The organism is Pseudomonas sp. RV120224-01b, from assembly GCF_003208145.1.
In the GTDB taxonomy this organism is placed as follows: Bacteria; Pseudomonadota; Gammaproteobacteria; order Pseudomonadales; family Pseudomonadaceae; genus Aquipseudomonas; species Aquipseudomonas monteilii.
This window is the reverse complement of the sequence record NZ_QKMQ01000020.1, coordinates 94,731-114,112: the sequence shown is the minus strand read 5'-3', so window position 1 is coordinate 114,112 and position 19,382 is coordinate 94,731. Positions and strand designations below refer to the sequence as shown.

Annotated in this window: 18 protein-coding genes; 13 read left to right on the top strand and 5 right to left on the bottom strand. The window is 62.7% G+C overall.

Translation table 11 applies throughout. The annotated features are described in order from the left end of the window. The first annotated feature begins 209 nt into the window (after positions 1–209). Positions 210–686 carry a DUF4399 domain-containing protein gene (locus N436_RS24695; RefSeq protein WP_016712565.1) on the top strand — a complete coding sequence of 159 codons (477 nt, stop codon included), beginning with the start codon at positions 210–212 and terminating at the stop codon, positions 684–686. Between the two features lie 46 nt (positions 687–732). Here the strand turns inward: N436_RS24695 and serA are convergent, their stop codons facing one another. Continuing rightward, positions 733–1,962, bottom strand: coding sequence for a phosphoglycerate dehydrogenase (gene serA / locus N436_RS24690; RefSeq protein WP_016712564.1), 1,230 nt, complete (start codon positions 1,960–1,962; stop codon positions 733–735). Positions 1,963–2,133: 171 nt separating this feature from the next. On the opposite strand from serA, the gene N436_RS24685 reads away from it, so the two are divergent. The 4 genes from N436_RS24685 to N436_RS24670 all read left to right on the top strand — a co-directional run bounded on the left by N436_RS24685 (position 2,134) and on the right by N436_RS24670 (position 6,252). Then, positions 2,134–3,531: an FAD-binding oxidoreductase gene (locus N436_RS24685; protein WP_110742184.1), complete on the top strand. Its 1,398-nt coding sequence runs from the start codon at positions 2,134–2,136 to the stop codon at positions 3,529–3,531. Positions 3,532–3,556: 25 nt separating this feature from the next. Next, the gene (locus N436_RS24680; protein WP_110742183.1) at positions 3,557–4,222 is read left to right on the top strand and encodes a fumarylacetoacetate hydrolase family protein; all 666 of its coding nucleotides are present in this window, start codon (positions 3,557–3,559) and stop codon (positions 4,220–4,222) included. Positions 4,223–4,342: 120 nt separating this feature from the next. After that, positions 4,343–5,260 carry an SdiA-regulated domain-containing protein gene (locus N436_RS24675; protein WP_110742182.1) on the top strand — a complete coding sequence of 306 codons (918 nt, stop codon included), beginning with the start codon at positions 4,343–4,345 and terminating at the stop codon, positions 5,258–5,260. 89 nt (positions 5,261–5,349) lie between these two features. Next, entirely contained in the window at positions 5,350–6,252 is a 903-nt protein-coding gene (locus tag N436_RS24670; RefSeq protein ID WP_110742181.1) for an SdiA-regulated domain-containing protein, read from the top strand. 104 nt (positions 6,253–6,356) lie between these two features. Here the strand turns inward: N436_RS24670 and rpiA are convergent, their stop codons facing one another. Then, the gene (gene rpiA, locus N436_RS24660; protein WP_016502110.1) at positions 6,357–7,031 is read right to left on the bottom strand and encodes a ribose-5-phosphate isomerase RpiA; all 675 of its coding nucleotides are present in this window, start codon (positions 7,029–7,031) and stop codon (positions 6,357–6,359) included. 135 nt (positions 7,032–7,166) lie between these two features. Here rpiA and ilvA point away from each other — a divergent pair, with 135 nt between their 5' ends. After that, positions 7,167–8,681, top strand: coding sequence for a threonine ammonia-lyase, biosynthetic (ilvA, locus tag N436_RS24655; RefSeq protein WP_105947251.1), 1,515 nt, complete (start codon positions 7,167–7,169; stop codon positions 8,679–8,681). A 38-nt stretch (positions 8,682–8,719) separates the two neighbouring features. Further along, positions 8,720–9,145, top strand: a complete 426-nt coding sequence (locus tag N436_RS24650; protein WP_110742180.1) for a DUF2269 domain-containing protein — start codon at positions 8,720–8,722, stop codon at positions 9,143–9,145. A gap of 121 nt (positions 9,146–9,266) precedes the next feature. Here N436_RS24650 and N436_RS24645 read toward each other — a convergent pair whose 3' ends face one another. Beyond that, a complete protein-coding gene (locus N436_RS24645) occupies positions 9,267–9,923 on the bottom strand; it encodes an HAD family phosphatase (protein WP_110742179.1) in 657 nt (218 codons plus the stop codon). 141 nt (positions 9,924–10,064) lie between these two features. Here N436_RS24645 and N436_RS24640 point away from each other — a divergent pair, with 141 nt between their 5' ends. Both N436_RS24640 and ptsP read left to right on the top strand, forming a co-directional pair. Beyond that, complete coding sequence (locus tag N436_RS24640) at positions 10,065–10,544, top strand: RNA pyrophosphohydrolase (RefSeq protein WP_003249017.1); 480 nt, start codon at positions 10,065–10,067, stop codon at positions 10,542–10,544. 22 nt (positions 10,545–10,566) lie between these two features. After that, positions 10,567–12,846 carry a phosphoenolpyruvate--protein phosphotransferase gene (gene ptsP / locus N436_RS24635; protein WP_110742178.1) on the top strand — a complete coding sequence of 760 codons (2,280 nt, stop codon included), beginning with the start codon at positions 10,567–10,569 and terminating at the stop codon, positions 12,844–12,846. A gap of 116 nt (positions 12,847–12,962) precedes the next feature. On the opposite strand, the gene N436_RS24630 is transcribed toward ptsP, so the two are convergent. After that, positions 12,963–13,709: an NRDE family protein gene (locus N436_RS24630; RefSeq protein ID WP_110742177.1), complete on the bottom strand. Its 747-nt coding sequence runs from the start codon at positions 13,707–13,709 to the stop codon at positions 12,963–12,965. Between the two features lie 129 nt (positions 13,710–13,838). Here N436_RS24630 and N436_RS24625 point away from each other — a divergent pair, with 129 nt between their 5' ends. The 3 genes from N436_RS24625 to N436_RS24615 are packed head-to-tail and all read left to right on the top strand — an operon-like array spanning position 13,839 to position 16,467. Further along, positions 13,839–14,621: a sulfite exporter TauE/SafE family protein gene (locus N436_RS24625; RefSeq protein ID WP_104833779.1), complete on the top strand. Its 783-nt coding sequence runs from the start codon at positions 13,839–13,841 to the stop codon at positions 14,619–14,621. Positions 14,622–14,637: 16 nt separating this feature from the next. Beyond that, entirely contained in the window at positions 14,638–15,444 is an 807-nt protein-coding gene (gene lgt, locus N436_RS24620; protein WP_060498094.1) for a prolipoprotein diacylglyceryl transferase, read from the top strand. Positions 15,445–15,495: 51 nt separating this feature from the next. Then, the gene (locus N436_RS24615) at positions 15,496–16,467 is read left to right on the top strand and encodes a thymidylate synthase (protein WP_110742176.1); all 972 of its coding nucleotides are present in this window, start codon (positions 15,496–15,498) and stop codon (positions 16,465–16,467) included. A gap of 130 nt (positions 16,468–16,597) precedes the next feature. Here N436_RS24615 and cadR read toward each other — a convergent pair whose 3' ends face one another. After that, positions 16,598–17,041, bottom strand: coding sequence for a cadmium resistance transcriptional regulator CadR (gene cadR, locus N436_RS24610; RefSeq protein ID WP_016489679.1), 444 nt, complete (start codon positions 17,039–17,041; stop codon positions 16,598–16,600). A gap of 83 nt (positions 17,042–17,124) precedes the next feature. On the opposite strand from cadR, the gene N436_RS24605 reads away from it, so the two are divergent. Further along, positions 17,125–19,377 carry a heavy metal translocating P-type ATPase gene (locus N436_RS24605; protein WP_110742175.1) on the top strand — a complete coding sequence of 751 codons (2,253 nt, stop codon included), beginning with the start codon at positions 17,125–17,127 and terminating at the stop codon, positions 19,375–19,377. Positions 19,378–19,382 lie beyond the last annotated feature (5 nt).

The following is a 19,382-nucleotide window of genomic DNA, read 5'->3' as shown; positions in this document are numbered from 1 at the left end:
TTTTAGCAGATGAATAACTTTCGCCACGGCTTTCTTCCTCGCCGTGATCGAGCGCAGCCTATGACCTTGAAGCCTCGGCATTGTTTAACCCTGACGGAAATATTTCTGTCAGGCAATGTGAACACCTTGGCGAATATTTCAACTAAGGTGAACTACCGCTGCCGTTGGATCCCAGGCTGCGGTCAATAAGTGAATCACAGGAGAAGTGAATGAACAGCCTATTTTCGCGTGCTGCCGTTGCCGGTCTGCTGATGGGAGCGTCGGTGTTCGCCAGTGCCGCAGACGCCCTGAAGAGCCAGGAGCCGCCCAAGGAGGCCAAGGTCTTCATCGTTTCCCCCGCCGATGGCGCCACGGTCGACAAGACCTTCACCGTCAAGTTCGGCATCGAGGGCATGGCACTCAAGCCAGCGGGTGACCAGACCCCGCACACCGGGCACCACCACTTGCTGGTGGATGTGGATAAAGAACCCGTGGCCGACATGCCGCTGCCAACCAGCCTGATGCCGGAAGCCGGCACCGCGCTGCCGGCGGGCCCGCAGGTGCTGCACTTCGGCAAGGCGCAGACCGAGACCAGCATTACCCTGACGCCGGGCAAGCACACCCTGCAATTGATTCTGGGTGACCAGTATCACGTGCCGTTCAAGCCGAGCGTCGAGTCGAAGAAGATCACGGTTGAAGTGAAATAAAAAAAGGGAGGCCGCCAGGCCTCCCTTTTTCATGCAGCAAGCAAACTTAGAACAGGACGCGGGAGCGGATGGTGCCCTTGACCTGTTGCAGTTTCTCTTGCGCCAGGTCGGAGTACTCGGCGTCAACGTCGATTACCACGTAACCGACTTTCTCGTTGGTCTGCAGGAACTGACCGGAGATGTTGATACCGTTCTCGGCGAACACCTTGTTGATCTCGCTGAGCACGCCCGGGATGTTTTCGTGGATGTGCAGCAGGCGGTGCTTGCCTGGGTGCGCCGGCAGGGCCACTTCCGGGAAGTTGACCGAGGACACCGAGGTACCGTTGTCGCTGTACTTGACCAGCTTCTCGGCCACTTCCAGGCCGATGTTGGCCTGGGCTTCGGCGGTGGAACCGCCGATGTGCGGGGTCAGGATCACGTTGTCCAGGCCGCGCAGCGGGCTTTCGAACTCTTCGTCGTTGGAGCGTGGCTCGACCGGGAACACGTCGATGGCGGCGCCGATCAGGTGCTTGTCCTTGATGGCGGCGGCCAGATGGTCCAGTTCAACCACGGTGCCACGCGCGGCGTTGATCAGGATCGCGCCCTTCTTCATCGAGCGGATTTCCTTCTCGCCGATCATCCACTGGGTGGACGGCAGCTCAGGCACGTGCAGCGAAACGATGTCGGCCAGGCCCAGCAGCTCGTTCAGGCTGGTGACCTGCACGGCGTTGCCCAGTGGCAGCTTGGTCAGCGGGTCGAAGAAGTACACCTGCATGCCCAGGTTCTCGGCCAGGACCGACAGTTGGGTACCGATCGAGCCGTAGCCGACGATGCCCAGCTTCTTGCCACGGATTTCGAACGAGTTGGCTGCGCTCTTGATCCAGCCGCCACGGTGGCAGGAGGCGTTTTTCTCAGGGATGCCGCGCAGCAGCAGGATGGCTTCGGCCAGTACCAGTTCGGCCACCGAACGGGTGTTGGAGTACGGCGCGTTGAACACGGCGATACCGCGCTCGCGGGCCGCTTCCAGGTCTACCTGGTTGGTGCCGATGCAGAAGCAGCCAACAGCGACCAGTTTCTTGGCGCAGTCGAAGATCTCTTCGGTGAGCTGGGTGCGCGAACGGATGCCGATGAAGTGGGCGTCGGCGATCTTTTCCTTCAGCTCGGCTTCCGGCAACGAACCAGTGAGATATTCGATGTTGGTGTAGCCGGCAGCCTTGAGGGTATCGACTGCGTTCTGGTGCACACCTTCAAGAAGAAGGAACCGGATCTTGCTCTTGTCGAGAGAAGTCTTGCTCATCTGCGTAAACCTGTATCCCGGAGAAAAAATGGCGAGGGGTGATGCCAGGCGCGAGGGCAGCCTTAGCATGAACAGCGGGAGGGCTATGCTAGCATACGCGACACAATCTGAGCTTATCCCGACAGGTGAAGAGTGCTCAGGGTGACTATGAATAAGTCGAGAGTTCCAGCGATGACCCACCCCGCTGTAATTGAAGAACTGATGACCCTTGTCGACCCTGGCAAGGTCCTGACCGACGCGGCTTCCCTCGAAGCCTATGGCAAGGACTGGACCAAGCATTACCCGCCGGCGCCCAGCGCCATTGTCTTCCCCAAGACGGTCGAGCAGGTGCAGGCGATTGTACGCTGGGCCAATGCGCACAAGGTGGCCCTGGTGCCCTCTGGCGGGCGTACCGGGCTTTCGGCCGGCGCCGTGGCGGCCAATGGCGAGGTTGTCGTTTCTTTCGACTACATGAACCAGATTCTCGACTTCAATGCCTTCGACCGCACCGTGGTCTGCCAGCCGGGCGTGATCACGCGTCAGTTGCAGGCCTACGCCGAAGAACAGGGCCTTTATTACCCAGTGGACTTCGCTTCCAGCGGATCCAGCCAGGTTGGCGGCAATATCGGTACCAATGCCGGCGGGATCAAGGTGATTCGCTATGGCATGACCCGCAACTGGGTGGCCGGGTTGAAAGTGGTCACCGGCAAGGGCGAGCTGCTGGAGTTGAACAAGGACCTTATCAAGAACGCCACCGGCTACGATCTGCGCCAGTTGTTCATTGGTGCCGAAGGCACGCTGGGCTTCGTGGTCGAGGCCACCATGCGGCTGGACCGGGCACCGCGCAACCTCACGGCGATGGTACTGGGCACGCGGGGCTTCGACTCGATCATGCCGGTGCTGCATGCCTTCCAGGGCAAGCTGGACCTGACCGCCTTCGAGTTCTTCTCTGACAAGGGCCTGGCGAAGATCCTGGCGCGCGGTGACGTACCGGCGCCGTTTGAGACCGATTGCCCGTTCTATGCGTTGCTGGAGTTCGAGGCCAGCACCGAGGAGGTGGCCAACGAGGCCCTGGCCACCTTTGAGCACTGCGTGGAGCAGGGCTGGGTGCTGGACGGGGTGATGAGCCAGAGTGAAACCCAGCTTAAAAACCTGTGGAAGCTGCGTGAGTACCTGTCGGAAACCATCTCGCACTGGACCCCGTACAAAAACGACATTTCCGTCACTGTGTCGAAAGTGCCGGCGTTCCTGCGTGATATCGACGCTATCGTCGCAGAGCATTACCCCGACTACGAAGTGGTGTGGTACGGCCACATCGGCGATGGCAACCTGCACCTGAACATCCTCAAGCCCGAGCACATGAGCAAGGATGACTTCTTTGCCTCCTGCACCAAGGTCAACAAGTGGGTGTTCGACATCGTCAAGCGCTACAACGGCTCGATCTCGGCCGAGCACGGCGTGGGCATGACCAAGCGCGACTACCTGGGCTACAGCCGCTCGCCCGAAGAAATCGCCTGCATGAAGGCAATAAAGGCCGTATTCGACCCTAACGGCATCATGAATCCGGGTAAGATCTTCGCCATTGAATAAAAAGCAGTATCCAGAGGAGTCGGCCATGAGTTACCAGCACCAGTACGTAGACGGCACGCGCATTCACTTCCCGCTGGGCAAGGTGGTGTGCATCGGCCGTAACTATGCCGAGCATGCCAAGGAACTGGACAACCCGATCCCTACCGAGCCGCTGCTGTTCATCAAGCCAGGCAGCTGCGTGGTGCCGGCCGAGGGTGGCTTCAAGATCCCGGCCGAGCGTGGCTCGGTGCACTATGAGGCGGAGATTGCCGTGCTGCTGGGCAAGCCACTGTCGACTCACCCGAGCGAGGAAGAGGTGCTGGACGCCATTTCCGGTTACGCCCCGGCGCTGGACCTGACCCTGCGCGATGTACAGGCCAAGCTGAAAGAGAAAGGCCTACCGTGGGAGCTGGCCAAGTGCTTCGACGGCGCCTGTGTGCTGCCGCCGTTCGTCTCGACTGGCAGCTTCGAGGACGTGACCGACATCCCGGTACGCCTGACCGTCAACGGCGAAGTACGCCAGGACGGCAACAGCGCGATGATGCTGAACCCGATCGTGCCGATGATCCAGTACATGGCGGCGCATTTTTCGTTGCAGGCGGGGGATGTGATTCTCACCGGCACCCCGGCGGGCGTGGGGCCGTTCAATGTGGGTGATGAGCTGGTGCTTGAACTGCCGGGTGTAAGCCGCTTCGAAAGCCGGGTGCTCTGAGCGAGAACCGCGTCGCCTTCTTCGCGGGTTTACCCGCGAAAAGGCCGGTCCTGTTTACTGATTTTTCACACCCTATCCGGATAATGCGTGGATCTACGCCCATTTCCCCAGGACCCGCGCATGCCATCCTCCTCCGCCCCGGCAACCCCCAAGCGTCGCTTCTACCTGCGCTGGCCCTTCGGCCTGGCCGTGGCAGCGGTGATCGGTTATGGCGTAGCCGTGGCCATGCACTGGGATGACCGCGGTGCGTTGTGGGTAAAAGAGAGCTTCGAAAGCACCGCCGAGCGCAGCGAAAGCGTGTGGTTGCCGGACTACCAGGTAGACATCGATGCCAAGCCGCTGCCAGGCATGGACGATGACGAAGCCTCGGACCTGGCCTTCAACCCACATACCCGCACCTTGTTCGCGGTCATGGGCAAGAACCCGATCCTGGTCGAGCTGAGCCTGGAGGGTGATGTACTGCGCAAGATCCCGCTCAATGGCTGGAACAACCCGGAAGGCGTTGCCGTGCTGGAAGACGGCTACCTGGCCATCACCGACGAGCGCCTGCATGACCTGACCGTGGTCAAGGTGGATGCACAGACCACGGCGTTGAACCATGACGACTTCCAGAGCCACGACCTGGGCCCGTCGGTGAAAAGCAACAAGGGCTTCGAGGCCGTGGCCTGGGACCCGATGCGCCAGCGCCTGATCATCGGCGAAGAGCGCCCGCCCAAGCTGTACACCTGGAACACCGATGGCCGCAGCCCGCTCAAGGGTGAGAAGCAGCCTTTGCCCAGCGATGAACTCGACCTGCGCAACCTCTCGGCGCTGGGTGTCGACCCGCGTACCGGCCACCTGCTGGTGCTCTCGGCCGACTCCAACATGCTGCTGGAGCTGGACGAACAGGGCCAGCAGGTCAGTTTCATGACCTTGCTTGGCGGCTTCAACGGGCTTGAAGACACCATCCCGCGTGCTGAAGGCGTGGCCATGGACGACAAGGGCAACCTGTATATGGTCAGTGAGCCAGCGCTGTTCTATCGCTTCAAGAAAAACTGACAGCATCTTCGGACTTGCCTGACGCTGGCATTAAGCTTTGCTTCAGCCGTTAATGGTTAGATTCGCCACCCCTGTGTCGAGTCTGCCCTATGCGCCGTTTTGTTCGCCTGTTTCTGATTCTTGTCGCCCTCGGCCTGCTCCTGCTTGGCTGGGCCGGGCAGGAGTTTCGCCTGTTCGAGCGTGGCTGGTTCAACCTGAAAACCTGGTGGCAGCCCGCCGAGCAGAGCATTGGCCTGGACCGCTACCGGGTGGTGGTGGAGGCCAAGCCGGTCGAAGGCCTGGATGACGACATCTCGGCGCTGACCTACGACCCAGACCGCAAGACCCTGTTCACCGTCACCAATGCCCGTTCGGAGCTGATCGAGCTGTCGCTGGATGGCCGCATCCTGCGCCGCGTGCCATTGACCGGGTTTGGCGACCCGGAAGCCGTGGAGTACGTGGGGCCCAACAGCTATGTAATCACCGACGAGCGCCAGCAGCGGCTGATTCGCGTACGGCTGGAAGACGACACGATGTTCCTCGATGCCGGTGACGCCGAGCAGCTTAGCCTGGGCATTGGCCTGAACGGCAACAAGGGTTTCGAGGGGCTGGCCTACGATTCGGCGGGTAAGCGCCTGTTCGTGGCCAAGGAGCGTGACCCGATGCTGATCTACGAGGTGCACGGCTTCCCGCATGACAACCCGGAAAAGCCTTACGCGGTGCATGTGGTGCAAGACCGCAAACGCGATGCGCGGCTATTTGTGCGGGATTTGTCGAGCTTGCAGTTCGATGAGCGCAGCGGGCATTTGCTGGCGCTTTCGGACGAGTCGCGGCTGGTGCTGGAGCTGGATGTAGAAGGCAGGCCGCTGAGCACCTTGTCGTTGCGCAAGGGCTTCCAGGGGTTGCAGGCGACGGTGCCGCAGGCGGAGGGGATTGCAATGGATGAGGCGGGGACCATTTATCTGGTCAGTGAGCCGAACCTGTTCTATGTGTTCAAGCAGCCGGCTGATTGATCGCCTGTGAGGGCCTATTCGCGGGCTCGCCCGCTCCCACAGGTATGTCGCAGGTTTCAGACCCTGTGCAGTACCTGTGGGAGCGGGCGAGCCCGCGAAGACGATTACTCGGCTTTCAGGCTCTTCACACCTTCAGCTGTACCCAGCAGCAACAAATCCGCCGGCCGCGCCGCGAACAGGCCGTTGGTCACCACGCCAACGATGGCGTTGATCTGCGCTTCAAGCTCCACCGGGTTGGTGATCTGCAGGTTGTGCACGTCGAGGATCACGTTGCCGTTGTCGGTCACCACACCCTCGCGGTACACCGGGTCGCCGCCCAGTTTCACCAGCTGGCGTGCCACGTGGCTGCGGGCCATCGGGATTACTTCGACCGGCAGCGGGAAGGCGCCCAGCACCGGTACCAGCTTGCTGCCGTCGGCGATGCAGATGAAGGTCTTGGCCACGGCCGCGACGATCTTCTCACGGGTCAGGGCCGCGCCACCGCCTTTGATCAGATTCAGGTGTGCGTCGCTTTCGTCGGCGCCGTCCACGTAGAACTCCAGCTCGCTGACGCTGTTCAGCTCGTAGACCGGGATGCCATGGCCTTTCAGGCGCTGCGCGGTGGCTTCGGAGCTGGCGACTGCGCCGTCGAAGGCGGTCTTGTGCTGAGCCAGGGCGTCGATGAAGAAGTTGGCGGTCGAACCGGTACCGACGCCGACAACGCTCTTTTCATCCAGCTTCGGCAGAATGAAGTCGACAGCGGCCTGGGCGACGGCCTGTTTGAGTTGGTCCTGGGTCATGCGGGCTCCGAAAAGGGGCAGGGCGGTTTTCAAAGTTGCCTAGTATAACGGCTTGGGCGGCTTTGCTGTGGTCGCCCGACGTAGCGCTGGGGTAGACTCCCAGCCCTTGTCCCGCGGCCCAGTGATGCTTTCCCGATGCTCGAACAGTACGTCAAGAAGATCCTCACCTCGCGCGTCTATGACGTTGCCGTCGAAACCCCGTTGCAGAGCGCCGGGCAGCTGAGCAAGCGCCTGGGCAACCAGATTCTGCTCAAGCGTGAAGACCTGCAGCCGGTGTTCTCGTTCAAGATCCGTGGGGCGTACAACAAGCTGGCCCAGCTGAGCCAGGAAGAGCTGGCCCGTGGCGTGGTTACCGCCTCGGCGGGCAACCACGCCCAAGGCCTGGCCCTGGCCGCGCGCGAGATGGGCATCAAGGCCACCATCGTGATGCCCAAGACCACGCCCGAGATCAAGGTCGAAGGTGTGCGGTCGCGCGGTGGCAAGGTAGTGCTGCATGGCGACTCGTTCCCCGAGGCGCTGGCCTATTCGCTGAAGCTGGTGGATGAAAAGGGCTTTGTCTACGTCCACCCCTACGATGACCCGCACACCATTGCTGGCCAAGGCACCGTGGCCATGGAAATCCTGCGCCAGCACCCTGGCCAGCTGGACGCGATCTTCGTGCCTGTGGGGGGCGGGGGCTTGATCGCCGGCATTGCTGCCTACGTGAAGTACCTGCGCCCCGAAATCAAGGTGATCGGCGTGGAGCCGGACGACTCCAACTGCCTGCAGGCGGCCATGGCGGCCGGCGAGCGCGTGGTGTTGCCACAGGTCGGGTTGTTCGCTGACGGCGTGGCGGTGGCCCAGATCGGCCAGCACACCTTCGATATCTGCCGTCACCATGTGGATGAGGTGGTGACGGTCAGCACTGATGAAATCTGTGCTGCAATCAAGGATATCTACGACGATACCCGCTCGATCACCGAACCTGCCGGCGCTCTGGGCGTGGCGGGCATCAAGAAGTATGTCGAGCTGTATGGCGTGACCGGGCAGACCCTGGTGGCTATCGATTCCGGCGCCAACGTCAACTTCGACCGCCTGCGCCATGTGGCCGAGCGTGCCGAGCTGGGTGAAAAGCGCGAGGCGATCATCGCCGTGACCATCCCCGAGCGCCCGGGCAGCTTCAAGGCGTTCTGTGAGGCCATCGGCAAGCGCCAGATCACCGAGTTCAACTACCGCAAGCACACCTCTGACGAGGCGCACATCTTCGTCGGTGTGCAGACCCACCCGGAAAACGACCCGCGAGCGGCGCTGGTGCAGCACCTGACCGAGCAGGGCTTCCCGGTTACCGACTTGACCGACAACGAACTGGCCAAGCTGCACATTCGCCACATGGTCGGCGGCCATTCGGCCGGTGCCAGCGATGAAATGGTGCTGCGCTTCGAGTTCCCCGAGCGCCCGGGGGCGCTGTTCAACTTCCTCAACAAGCTGGGCGGGCGCTGGAACATCTCGATGTTCCATTACCGCAACCATGGTGCGGCTGACGGGCGTGTGGTGGCGGGGTTGCAGGTGCCGGAGGACGAGCGCCACCTGGTGCCGGCGGCGTTGGCCAAGATCGGTTATCCCTACTGGGATGAGACCGAGAACCCGGCGTACAAGCTGTTCCTGGGTTGAGCGGCTAAGCTTGGCTTATTGCTCAAGGATGTGAAGACATGGAACACCTGACCACCCTCAAGACCTTGCACATGATTGCCACCGCCCTGCTGCTTCTGGGGGCTCTGGGCCTGGCAATCTGGACCGTGCGTGCCCGCAGGCAAGGCGATGCCGAGGCCTATGCCAAGCTGCTGCGTCGACCGCTGGTGTTCGTGTGGCTGGTCATGGGCCTGTGCCTGGTGAGCATGCCATTTACCGGCTGGTGGCTGGTGCACCTCGTGGGCTGGCCGCTGGGGCAGACCTGGGTGCTGGCGTCCAGCATCATCTATACCGTTGGCGCGTTTGCCGTATGGTGGCTGCTGGTGCGGCTGAACCGGCTGCGCAAGGCTGAGGTGGTGGGGTTGCGGTTTACCTTGGCGCTGGCGGTGTTCAGCGGGGTTTGCTTCCTGTCCATTGCCGGGCTGATGGGTGCCAAGCCGGTCTGATTGAATTTGGGGCTGCTTTGCAGCCCATCGCCGGCAAGCCAGCTCCCACAAAGAGCGGGCTTGCGCTGTTCCTGTGGGAGCTGGCTTGCCGGCGATGGGCCGCAGAGCGGCCCCGGCAATCTCAAGCCCTGAGCGAAACCACCGGCCACCCACGCTTCTCGGCCTCGGCCCGCAGGTTCGGGTCCGGGTCCACCGCAACTGCATGCGTCACCCGCTGCAGTAACGGCAAATCATTCATTGAGTCGCTATAGAAACAGCTGTCCTCAAGATCAAAGCCGTTCTCCAGCATCCAGCGCTCCATCCGCGTCACCTTCCCTTCACGGAAACACGGTATATCGGTACTGCGCCCGGTATAGCGACCGTCACGCATTTCGCATTCAGTCGCCAACAACACCTTCACCCCAAGGCGCCGGGCAATCGGTGCGGTGACGAAGCGGTTGGTAGCGGTAATGATCACCAACTGGTCGCCGGCTTCACGGTGTTGCTGCAGCAAGGCCAGGGCCTTGGGCAGGATGATCGGCTCGATGCAGTCGCGCATGAAGTCGCGGTGCCATTCGTCCAGCTGGGCTTTGGGCGTTGCCGCCAGTATCTCCATGGAGAAGGCCAGGTAGGCCTGCAGGTCCAGGGTGCCGTTGAGGTAGTCCTGGTAGAAGCCATCGTTGCGCTGCTTGTAGGCAACCGGGTCAAGGATGCCGCGCTGGCACAGGTAGTCACCCCAGGCATGGTCGCTGTCGCCACCGAGGAGGGTATTGTCCAGGTCGAATAAAGCCAGGCGCATTGCGGTCACTCGTATCAGCCTCAGGGTAGGCCCGCAGAATACGGAGTTTTCACGCTGCTGCACATAAGCTTGGCGGGCGCGTTGCTGCGCTCGCAAGCTTTGTGGAACAATGCGGTGACATGCGTTTGCGAGGTTGCTGCCGTGATCGACCCGGATGGTTTTCGCCCCAATGTCGGGATCATTCTCACGAATGATGCCGGGCAGGTGCTATGGGCTCGACGGATCAACCAGGATGCCTGGCAGTTCCCCCAGGGTGGTATAAACCCTGACGAGACGCCGGAAGATGCCCTGTACCGCGAGCTGAACGAAGAAGTTGGCCTTGAACGCGATGATGTGGAAATTCTTGCCTGCACCCGCGGCTGGTTGCGTTATCGTTTACCCCAGCGACTGGTCCGTACCCACAGCCAGCCGCTGTGCATCGGCCAGAAGCAGAAGTGGTTCCTGCTGCGTCTGGTCAGCAACGAACAGCGGGTGCGGATGGACCTGACCGGCAAGCCGGAATTCGACGGCTGGCGCTGGGTGAGCTATTGGTACCCGCTGGGCCAGGTTGTGACATTCAAGCGCGAGGTGTACCGGCGCGCCCTGAAAGAGCTAGCACCGCGTCTGCTGACGCGCGACTGACGACGGAGTTCGACCCCGAGCCATGCTCAATACGCTGCGCAAGATCGTCCAGGAAGTAAACTCCGCCAAAGATCTCAAGTCGGCGTTGGGGATCATTGTCTTGCGCGTCAAGGAGGCCATGGGCAGCCAGGTCTGCTCGGTCTACCTGCTCGACCCGGAAACCAACCGTTTCGTGCTGATGGCCACCGAAGGCCTGAACAAGCGCTCTATCGGCAAGGTCAGCATGGCCCCCAACGAAGGCCTGGTCGGCCTGGTCGGTACCCGGGAAGAGCCGCTGAACCTGGAAAACGCCGCCGACCACCCGCGTTACCGCTACTTTGCCGAAACCGGTGAAGAAAAATTCGCCTCCTTCCTTGGTGCGCCGATCATCCACCACCGCCGCGTGGTCGGGGTGTTGGTCATCCAGCAGAAGGAGCGCCGCCAGTTCGACGAGGGCGAAGAAGCCTTCCTGGTCACCATGAGTGCCCAGCTTGCCGGGGTTATCGCCCACGCCGAGGCCACCGGTTCGATCCGTGGCCTGGGCCGCCAGGGTAAAGGCATCCAGGAAGCCCGCTTCGTCGGTGTGCCAGGCTCGCCTGGTGCCGCCGTGGGCCGTGCGGTGGTGATGCTGCCACCTGCCGACCTGGAAGTGGTGCCGGACAAGACCGTCGATGACATCGACGCCGAACTCAAGCTGTTCCAGAACGCCCTTGAAGGCGTGCGCGATGACATGCGCAAGCTGTCGGCCAAGCTGGCCACCCAGCTGCGCCCGGAAGAACGCGCATTGTTCGATGTGTACCTGATGATGCTCGAAGACGCGGCCCTGGGCGGTGAGGTGACCGAAGTCATCAAGACCGGCCAGTGGGCCCAGGGCGCGCTACGCCAGGTGGTCGGCGAGCACGTCAACCGCTTCGAGCTGATGGACGATGACTACCTGCGCGAGCGCGCTTCCGACGTCAAGGACTTGGGCCGGCGCCTGTTGGCCTACCTGCAGGAAGCCCGTTCGCAGTCGCTGGTGTACGCCGACAACACCATCCTGGTCAGTGAAGAGCTGACCCCGGCCATGCTCGGCGAAGTGCCGGAAGGCAAGCTGGCTGGCCTGGTCTCGGTGCTGGGCTCGGGCAACTCCCACGTTGCTATCCTGGCTCGCGCCATGGGCATCCCCACGGTGATGGGCCTGGTCGACCTGCCGTATTCCAAGGTCGACGGCATCGAGCTGATCGTCGATGGCTACAAGGGTGAAGTCTTTACCAACCCGAGCGAAGTGCTGCGTAAGCAGTACAGCGACGTGGTCGAGGAAGAACGCCAGCTGGCCCAGGGCCTGGACGCCCTGCGCGAACTGCCCTGCGTCACCCCGGACGGCCACCGCATGCCGCTGTGGGTCAACACCGGCTTGCTGGCCGACGTGGCCCGTGCCCAGCAGCGTGGCGCCGAAGGGGTTGGTTTGTACCGCACCGAAGTGCCGTTCATGATCAACCAGCGCTTCCCCAGCGAGAAGGAGCAGCTGGCCATCTACCGCGAGCAACTGGCGGCCTTTCACCCGCTGCCGGTGACCATGCGCACCCTGGACATCGGCGGTGACAAGGCGCTCTCGTACTTCCCGATCAAGGAAGAAAACCCCTTCCTCGGCTGGCGCGGCATCCGCGTCACCCTCGACCACCCGGAAATCTTCCTGGTGCAGACCCGCGCCATGCTCAAGGCCAGCGAGGGCCTGAACAACCTGCGCATCCTGCTGCCGATGATTTCCGGCATCCACGAGTTGGAAGAAGCCCTGCACCTGATCCACCGCGCCTGGGGTGAGGTGCGTGACGAAGGCACCGACGTGCCAATGCCTCCAGTGGGCGTGATGGTGGAAATTCCAGCGGCGGTGTACCAGACCAAGGAACTGGCGCGGCAGGTGGACTTCCTGTCGGTGGGGTCCAACGACCTGACCCAGTACCTGCTGGCGGTGGACCGCAACAACCCACGGGTTGCCGACCTTTACGACTACCTGCACCCGGCGGTGCTGCAAGCGTTGAACACGGTAGTGCGCGACGCCCATGGCGAAGGCAAGCCGGTGAGCATCTGCGGTGAGATGGCCGGTGACCCGGCGGCGGCGATCCTGTTGATGGCCATGGGTTTCGACAGCTTGTCGATGAACGCCACCAACCTGCCGAAAGTGAAGTGGATGCTGCGCCAGGTGAACATGGGCAAGGCCAAGGAGCTGTTGGCTGAAGCCTTGAGCCATGACAACCCGCAGGTTATCCACAGCTCGCTGCAGCTGGCGCTGAAGAACCTTGGGTTGGCGCGGATGATTGGGCCTGGGGCCAATAAGACCCTGTGAAATTTTGGGGCCGCTTTGCGGCCCTTTCGCGACACAAGGCCGCTCCTACAGGAGATCGCGTACCCCTGTAGGAGCGGCCTTGTGTCGCGATGGGCTGCACAGCAGCCCCATGGCCCTCAAACTGTAAGGTCAATTTCGCCCAAATGCCCCCCAAACGGCCCGAAACTGCGTTCAATCAGCCGCCTTCTACCCTGATCATCCACAATCAGCACCGTACTGGCCCGAGTCCCATAATTCTGGCTGGCAATAAACACACTCGACAGCAATTTCTCGGTCGCTACCCCAACGCCTGTCTCAGGTAGATCACCATCCGCCGCAGGCTCGTTATCTGCCAGCAACGCCAGCAACCGGTGCGGTTCCGGCATTTCCAGCAATCTTTCCAGCCCACTGCGCGCCTTCACCAACTTCGGCCATGGCGTGTCCAGCCCGGCATTGGAAAGCCCGTAAACCCCCGCCTCCAGCAGGCGCGGCGTGGCATCCCGGGCATGCAGGTAACCCAGCTGCTGCCCATCGCCCACCAACAGGTTGAACCCCGAATACTGCCCACTATGGCTAGCCACCTGGTCCAGGTAAGCCTCGACCCCCAACTCACCTTTCAGATAGGCCGCCACCAGCTCGCCCCGTGAGCGTGGCCCCAACGCCTGACCTGGGTCGCGGATATTGGTCAACGCGGCAAAGCGCCCCTGCGGCCCCACGCCCAGCCAGGTGCCTCCGGCCTCCAGGTCGCGGCCGGCATGCACTCCGGGGGCATCCTCCCAGGCCGCCAGGGCCTGGGTGGAACGGGCATAGAACTCGTCGCGGTTGGCCGCGACGATCAGCGGCAGGGCATGCCCCGGCCGCCAGGCGAATACGATCAGGCACATCGGTTGGGCCTCTGTGTTTTATGCCACTGTACCCACAGCGGCGGGGCGGATCCATCCTGTCACAGAGTTCACTAGAGCCCCGAGCCCGGCTTCCGTTACCATGCCGGATTGTTTTGCTGGGGAAGCCGAATGGAATTCGTGCTCTATCTGCTGTTGGGCGCCTGTGCCGGTGTGCTGGCCGGGCTGTTTGGCGTGGGCGGCGGCATCATCATCGTGCCGGTGCTGGTGTTCAGCTTCACCTTGCAGGGCTTCGATGCCTCGGTGCTGACCCACCTGGCCGTCGGCACGTCGCTGGCCACCATTGTCTTTACCTCGATCAACGCCGTGCTCGAGCACCAGCGCAAAGGTGCCGTGCAATGGCCGATCTTCGCCTGGATGACCCTCGGCATCCTCATTGGTGCCGGCATCGGTGCCAAGACGGCCTCGCTGATCCAGGGCCCGCTGCTGCAGAAGATCATCGGCGTGTTCGCCCTGGTCATCGCCGCGCAGATGGCCCTGGACCTCAAGCCCAAGGCCAGCCGTGGCATCCCCGGCAAACCCGCGTTGATCGGGGCGGGCGGGGTGATTGGCTGGGCCTCGGCCATTTTCGGCATTGGCGGCGGTTCGCTGACCGTGCCGTTCCTGACCTGGCGCAGCCTGCCCATGCAGCAGGCAGTGGCCACGTCCTCGGCCTGTGGCCTGCCGATTGCCGTGGCCAGTGCCCTGAGCTTCATGCTGCTGGGCTGGCACGAAGAACATCTGCCACCCCATAGCCTGGGCTACGTGTACCTGCCGGCGCTGGTCGGCATTGCCGTGACCAGCATGTTTTTCGCCCGCTTTGGCGCGCGCCTGGCGCACAAGCTGTCGCCCCGTTTGTTGAAACGCCTGTTCGCAGCACTGCTGTTCTGTGTCGGCCTCAGCTTTTTGATTTGAATCGAGAGGAAGTTCCATGCTGCCTTACCCGCAGATAGACCCCGTGGCCGTGGCCCTCGGGCCGCTGAAAATCCACTGGTACGGCCTGATGTACCTGATCGGCATCGGCGGCGCCTGGCTGTTGGCCTCGCGCCGGCTGAACCGCTTCGACCCTACCTGGTCGCGGGAGAAACTGTCCGACCTGGTGTTCTGGCTTTCGATGGGGGTGATCGTCGGTGGGCGGTTGGGCTACGTGCTGTTCTATGACCTGCACCAGTACCTGGCCAACCCGACGCTGATTTTCGAGGTTTGGAAGGGCGGCATGTCGTTCCACGGCGGCTTCATTGGCGTGATGCTGGCGGCCTTGTGGTTCGGCAAGCGCAACAACAAGTCGTTCTTCGAACTGATGGATTTCGTCGCCCCACTGGTGCCGATCGGCCTGGGCGCCGGGCGTATCGGCAACTTCATCAACGCCGAACTGTGGGGCAAGCCTACCGACGTGCCATGGGCGATGATCTTCCCGCCGTTCAGCGATCCGGCGCAGTTGCCGCGCCACCCGTCGCAGCTCTACCAGTTCGCCCTTGAGGGCGTGGCGCTGTTCGTCATCCTCTGGCTGTTCTCGCGCAAGCCACGGCCGACCATGGCGGTATCGGGCATGTTCGCGTTGTTCTACGGCATCTTCCGCTTCATCGTCGAATTCGTCCGCGTACCGGATGCCCAGCTGGGTTACATTGCCTGGGGCTGGCTGACCATGGGTCAGATTCTGTGCGTGCCGATGATCCTGGCTGGCCTCGGCCTGATCTGGTGGGCTTATAATCGCAAGCCCACGGCGAAACCCGCCTGATTAATCCCACGGCAGGGGCGATCCCCCTGCCGTTTTTGCTACAGGTAAGCCATGAAACAGTATCTGGACCTGGTCCGCGACGTTATCGACAACGGCACGCTGCAGGAAAACCGCACCGGCATCCGCACCATCAGCCTGCCGGGCGCGATGCTGCGCTTCGACCTGCAGAAGGGCTTTCCGGCCATCACCACGCGCAAGCTGGCGTTCAAGTCGGCGATCGGCGAAATGGTCGGCTTTCTGCGTGGCGTGAAGAACGCCGGTGAATTCCGCGAGCTGGGCTGCAAGGTGTGGGACCAGAACGCCAACGAGAACGCCCAGTGGCTGGCCAACCCGTTCCGCCAGGGCCATGACGACCTGGGCGAGATCTACGGCGTGCAATGGCGACAGTGGCCGGGCTACAAGCGCATCCCGCTGAGCAACCCGGCGGCCATCGAAATGGCCGAAAAGGCAGGCTTCCGTCGCATCGCCCAGGACGAAGAAGACGGCGTCGCATTCGTCATCCTGTACAAGGCCATCGACCAGGTGCGCCAGTGCCTGGACACCATCGCCAACGACCCGGGCAGCCGCCGCATCCTGTTCCACGGCTGGAACTGCGCGCAGCTGGACGAAATGGCCCTGCCGCCGTGCCACCTGCTGTACCAGTTCCACCCGAATGTAGAGACCAAGGAAATCTCCCTGACCCTTTACATCCGCTCCAATGACCTGGGCCTGGGTACACCGTTCAACCTCACCGAAGGCGCGGCGCTGCTGTCGCTGTTCGGCCGCCTGACCGGGTATACCCCGCGCTGGTTCACCTACTTCATCGGCGATGCCCATGTGTATGAAAACCACCTGGACATGCTGAACGAGCAGCTCAAGCGCGAGCCGCTGGAGGCGCCGAAGCTGGTAATCAGTGACCGCGTGCCGGCGTTTGCCGACACCGGCAAGTATGAGCCGGAGTGGCTGGAAAAGATCGAGCCGAGTGACTTCTGGCTGGAAGGGTATGAGCACCATGCGCCGATGACGGCGCCGATGGCGGTGTGACCCTTTAGACTGCCGGGGCTGCTTTGCAGCCCTTTCGCCGGCAAGCCAGCTCCCACAGGATGGCGCTGCCTGTAGGGGCTATGCAAAACCTGTGGGAGCTGGCTTGCCGGCGATTAGGCCCTTGAGTCAATCAATGCCCGTGGCTTCGCCCTACATGCGAATGCTCGGTATCCGGCACCGATACAGCCCCGTTCGTCTCCAGTTGCTGCAAGATCGCGCACTCACTCCCCTGCGCATTGCAGCGCCGCCGCAGCTCCACCAGCTGCTCCTGCAACGCCACCAAGCCATCGATCCGCGCCTGCACATGCTCGATATGCTCGTCGATCAGCGCATTGACGCTGCCGCATGAGTCATCCGGGCTATCGCGCAGCCGCAACAGGCTGCGGATTTCGTCCAGGGTCATGTCCAGCGTGCGGCAGTTGCGGATGAAGGTCAGCCGCTCGACGTGGGCCTGGGTATAGAGCCGGTAGTTGCCTTCGGTGCGCGCAGGCTCGGGCAAAAGGTTTTCACGCTCGTAGTAGCGGATGGTTTCCACCGCGCAGTCGGTGGCTTTGGCCAGTTCTCCGATTTTCATCACGAAATCTCCAGCAAATGGCTTGACCCTATAGTGGCTACAGGGTGTTCACTTGGCAACAGGCTCAATTTAAGGATGACCCCATGAACCAGCCTGTCAGCCACGAACACAAGCACCCGCACGATCACGCCCATGGCGAGGTCGACCATGGCCATGCCGCCCACGGCCACAGTTGCTGCGGCTCCAAAGCCGCGCCGGCGCTGGTGCAGCTGAGCGAGAAGGCCAGCAGCCACGCCCAGTTCAGCCGTTTCCGTATCGAGGCCATGGACTGCCCTACCGAGCAGACCCTGATCCAGGACAAGCTGGGTAAGCTGGCCGGGATCGAGCAGCTGGAATTCAACCTGATCAACCGCGTGCTTGGTGTGCGCCATACCTTGGATGGCACCCGCGACATCGAGCGGGCCATCGACAGCCTGGGCATGAAGGCCGAGCCGCTTGGCGCCGAAGACGACGGCCTAGCAGCCGCACCGCAACCGGCCAAGGCCCGTTGGTGGCCGCTGGCTGTTTCGGGTGTTGCCGCAATCGCCGCCGAAATCGTGCACTTTGCCGCGCTAGCCCCGGAGTGGGTGGTGGCGGCACTGGCGCTGGCGGCCATCCTCGGTTGCGGCCTAGGCACTTACAAGAAGGGCTGGATCGCCCTGAAGAACCGCAACCTCAACATCAACGCGCTGATGAGCATCGCCGTGACCGGCGCAGTGCTGATTGGCCAGTGGCCGGAAGCGGCCATGGTGATGGTGCTGTTCACCGTCGCCGAGTTGATCGAGGCGCGCTCGCTGGACCGTGCACGCAATGCCATCGGCGGGCTGATGCAGCTGACGCCAGACATGGCCACGGTGCAGCAGGCCGATGGCCAATGGCGCGAGGTGGAGGTACGGGAGGTGGCCATTGGTGCCTTGGTGCGTGTGCGCCCCGGCGAACGTATCGGCCTGGACGGTGAAGTGACCAATGGGCAATCCAGCGTCGATCAGGCGCCGATCACCGGCGAAAGCCTGCCTGTAGAGAAGGCAGTGGGTGACAAGCTGTTCGCTGGCACCATCAACCAGGCGGGGGCGCTGGAGTTCCGCGTCACCGCCGCCGCCGGGCAATCGACCCTGGCGCGGATCATCAAGGCCGTGGAGGAGGCGCAAGGCGCACGGGCGCCTACCCAGCGCTTCGTCGACCGTTTTTCGCGCATCTACACCCCAGTGGTGTTCGCCATCGCCCTCGCCGTGGCGGTGATCCCGCCGCTGTTCATGGCCGGTGCCTGGTTCGACTGGATCTACCGTGCCTTGGTGCTGCTGGTGGTCGCCTGCCCGTGCGCATTGGTGATCTCGACCCCGGTGACCATCGTCAGCGGCCTGGCCGCGGCGGCGCGCAAAGGCATCCTGATCAAGGGCGGTGTGTACCTGGAGGGTGGCCGCCACCTGGACTACCTGGCCTTGGACAAGACCGGCACCATCACCCACGGCAAGCCGGTGCAGACCGATGCCAAGGTGCTGGAGCCGCTGTTCGAAGGCCGTGCACAAGCCCTGGCTGCCAGCCTGGGTGAGCGCTCGGACCACCCGGTGTCCCGCGCCATTGCCCAGTTCGGCAAGGCGCAAGGCCTGGCCTTGAGCGAGGTGAATGACTTCGCTGCCCTGGCCGGTCGCGGCGTGCGTGGCACCATTGCCGGTGAGGTTTACCACTTGGGCAATCACCGCCTGGTCGAGGAACTGGGGCTGTGCTCGCCCGCGCTGGAAGCCCAGCTGGATGCACTGGAGCGCCAGGGCAAGACCGTAGTCCTGCTGCTCGCCCGCTCCGGCCCGTTGGCCCTGTTCGCCGTGGCCGACACGGTCAAGGACAGCAGCCGCCAGGCCATCGCCGAACTGCATGAGCTGGGTATCAAGACGGTCATGCTGACCGGCGACAATCCGCATACCGCGCAGGCCATCGCCGCCGTGGTGGGTATCGACCGCGCCGAGGGTAACCTGCTGCCGGCCGACAAGCTGAAAACCATCGAAGCCCTGTACGCCCAAGGCCATCGGGTGGGCATGGTCGGTGATGGCATCAACGACGCCCCGGCCCTGGCCCGTGCCGAAATCGGCTTTGCCATGGCGGCGGCTGGCACCGACACCGCCATCGAGACTGCCGATGTAGCGTTGATGGACGACGACTTGCGCAAAATCCCGGCCTTCGTCAGGCTGTCGCGCCAAAGTGCGGCGATCCTCATGCAGAACATCGTTCTGGCGTTGGGCATCAAGGCAATATTCCTGGCGATCACCTTTGCTGGCATGGCCACCATGTGGATGGCGGTGTTCGCTGACATGGGCGTAAGCCTGCTGGTGGTGTTCAACGGCTTGCGCCTGCTGCGCAAATAGAGGAC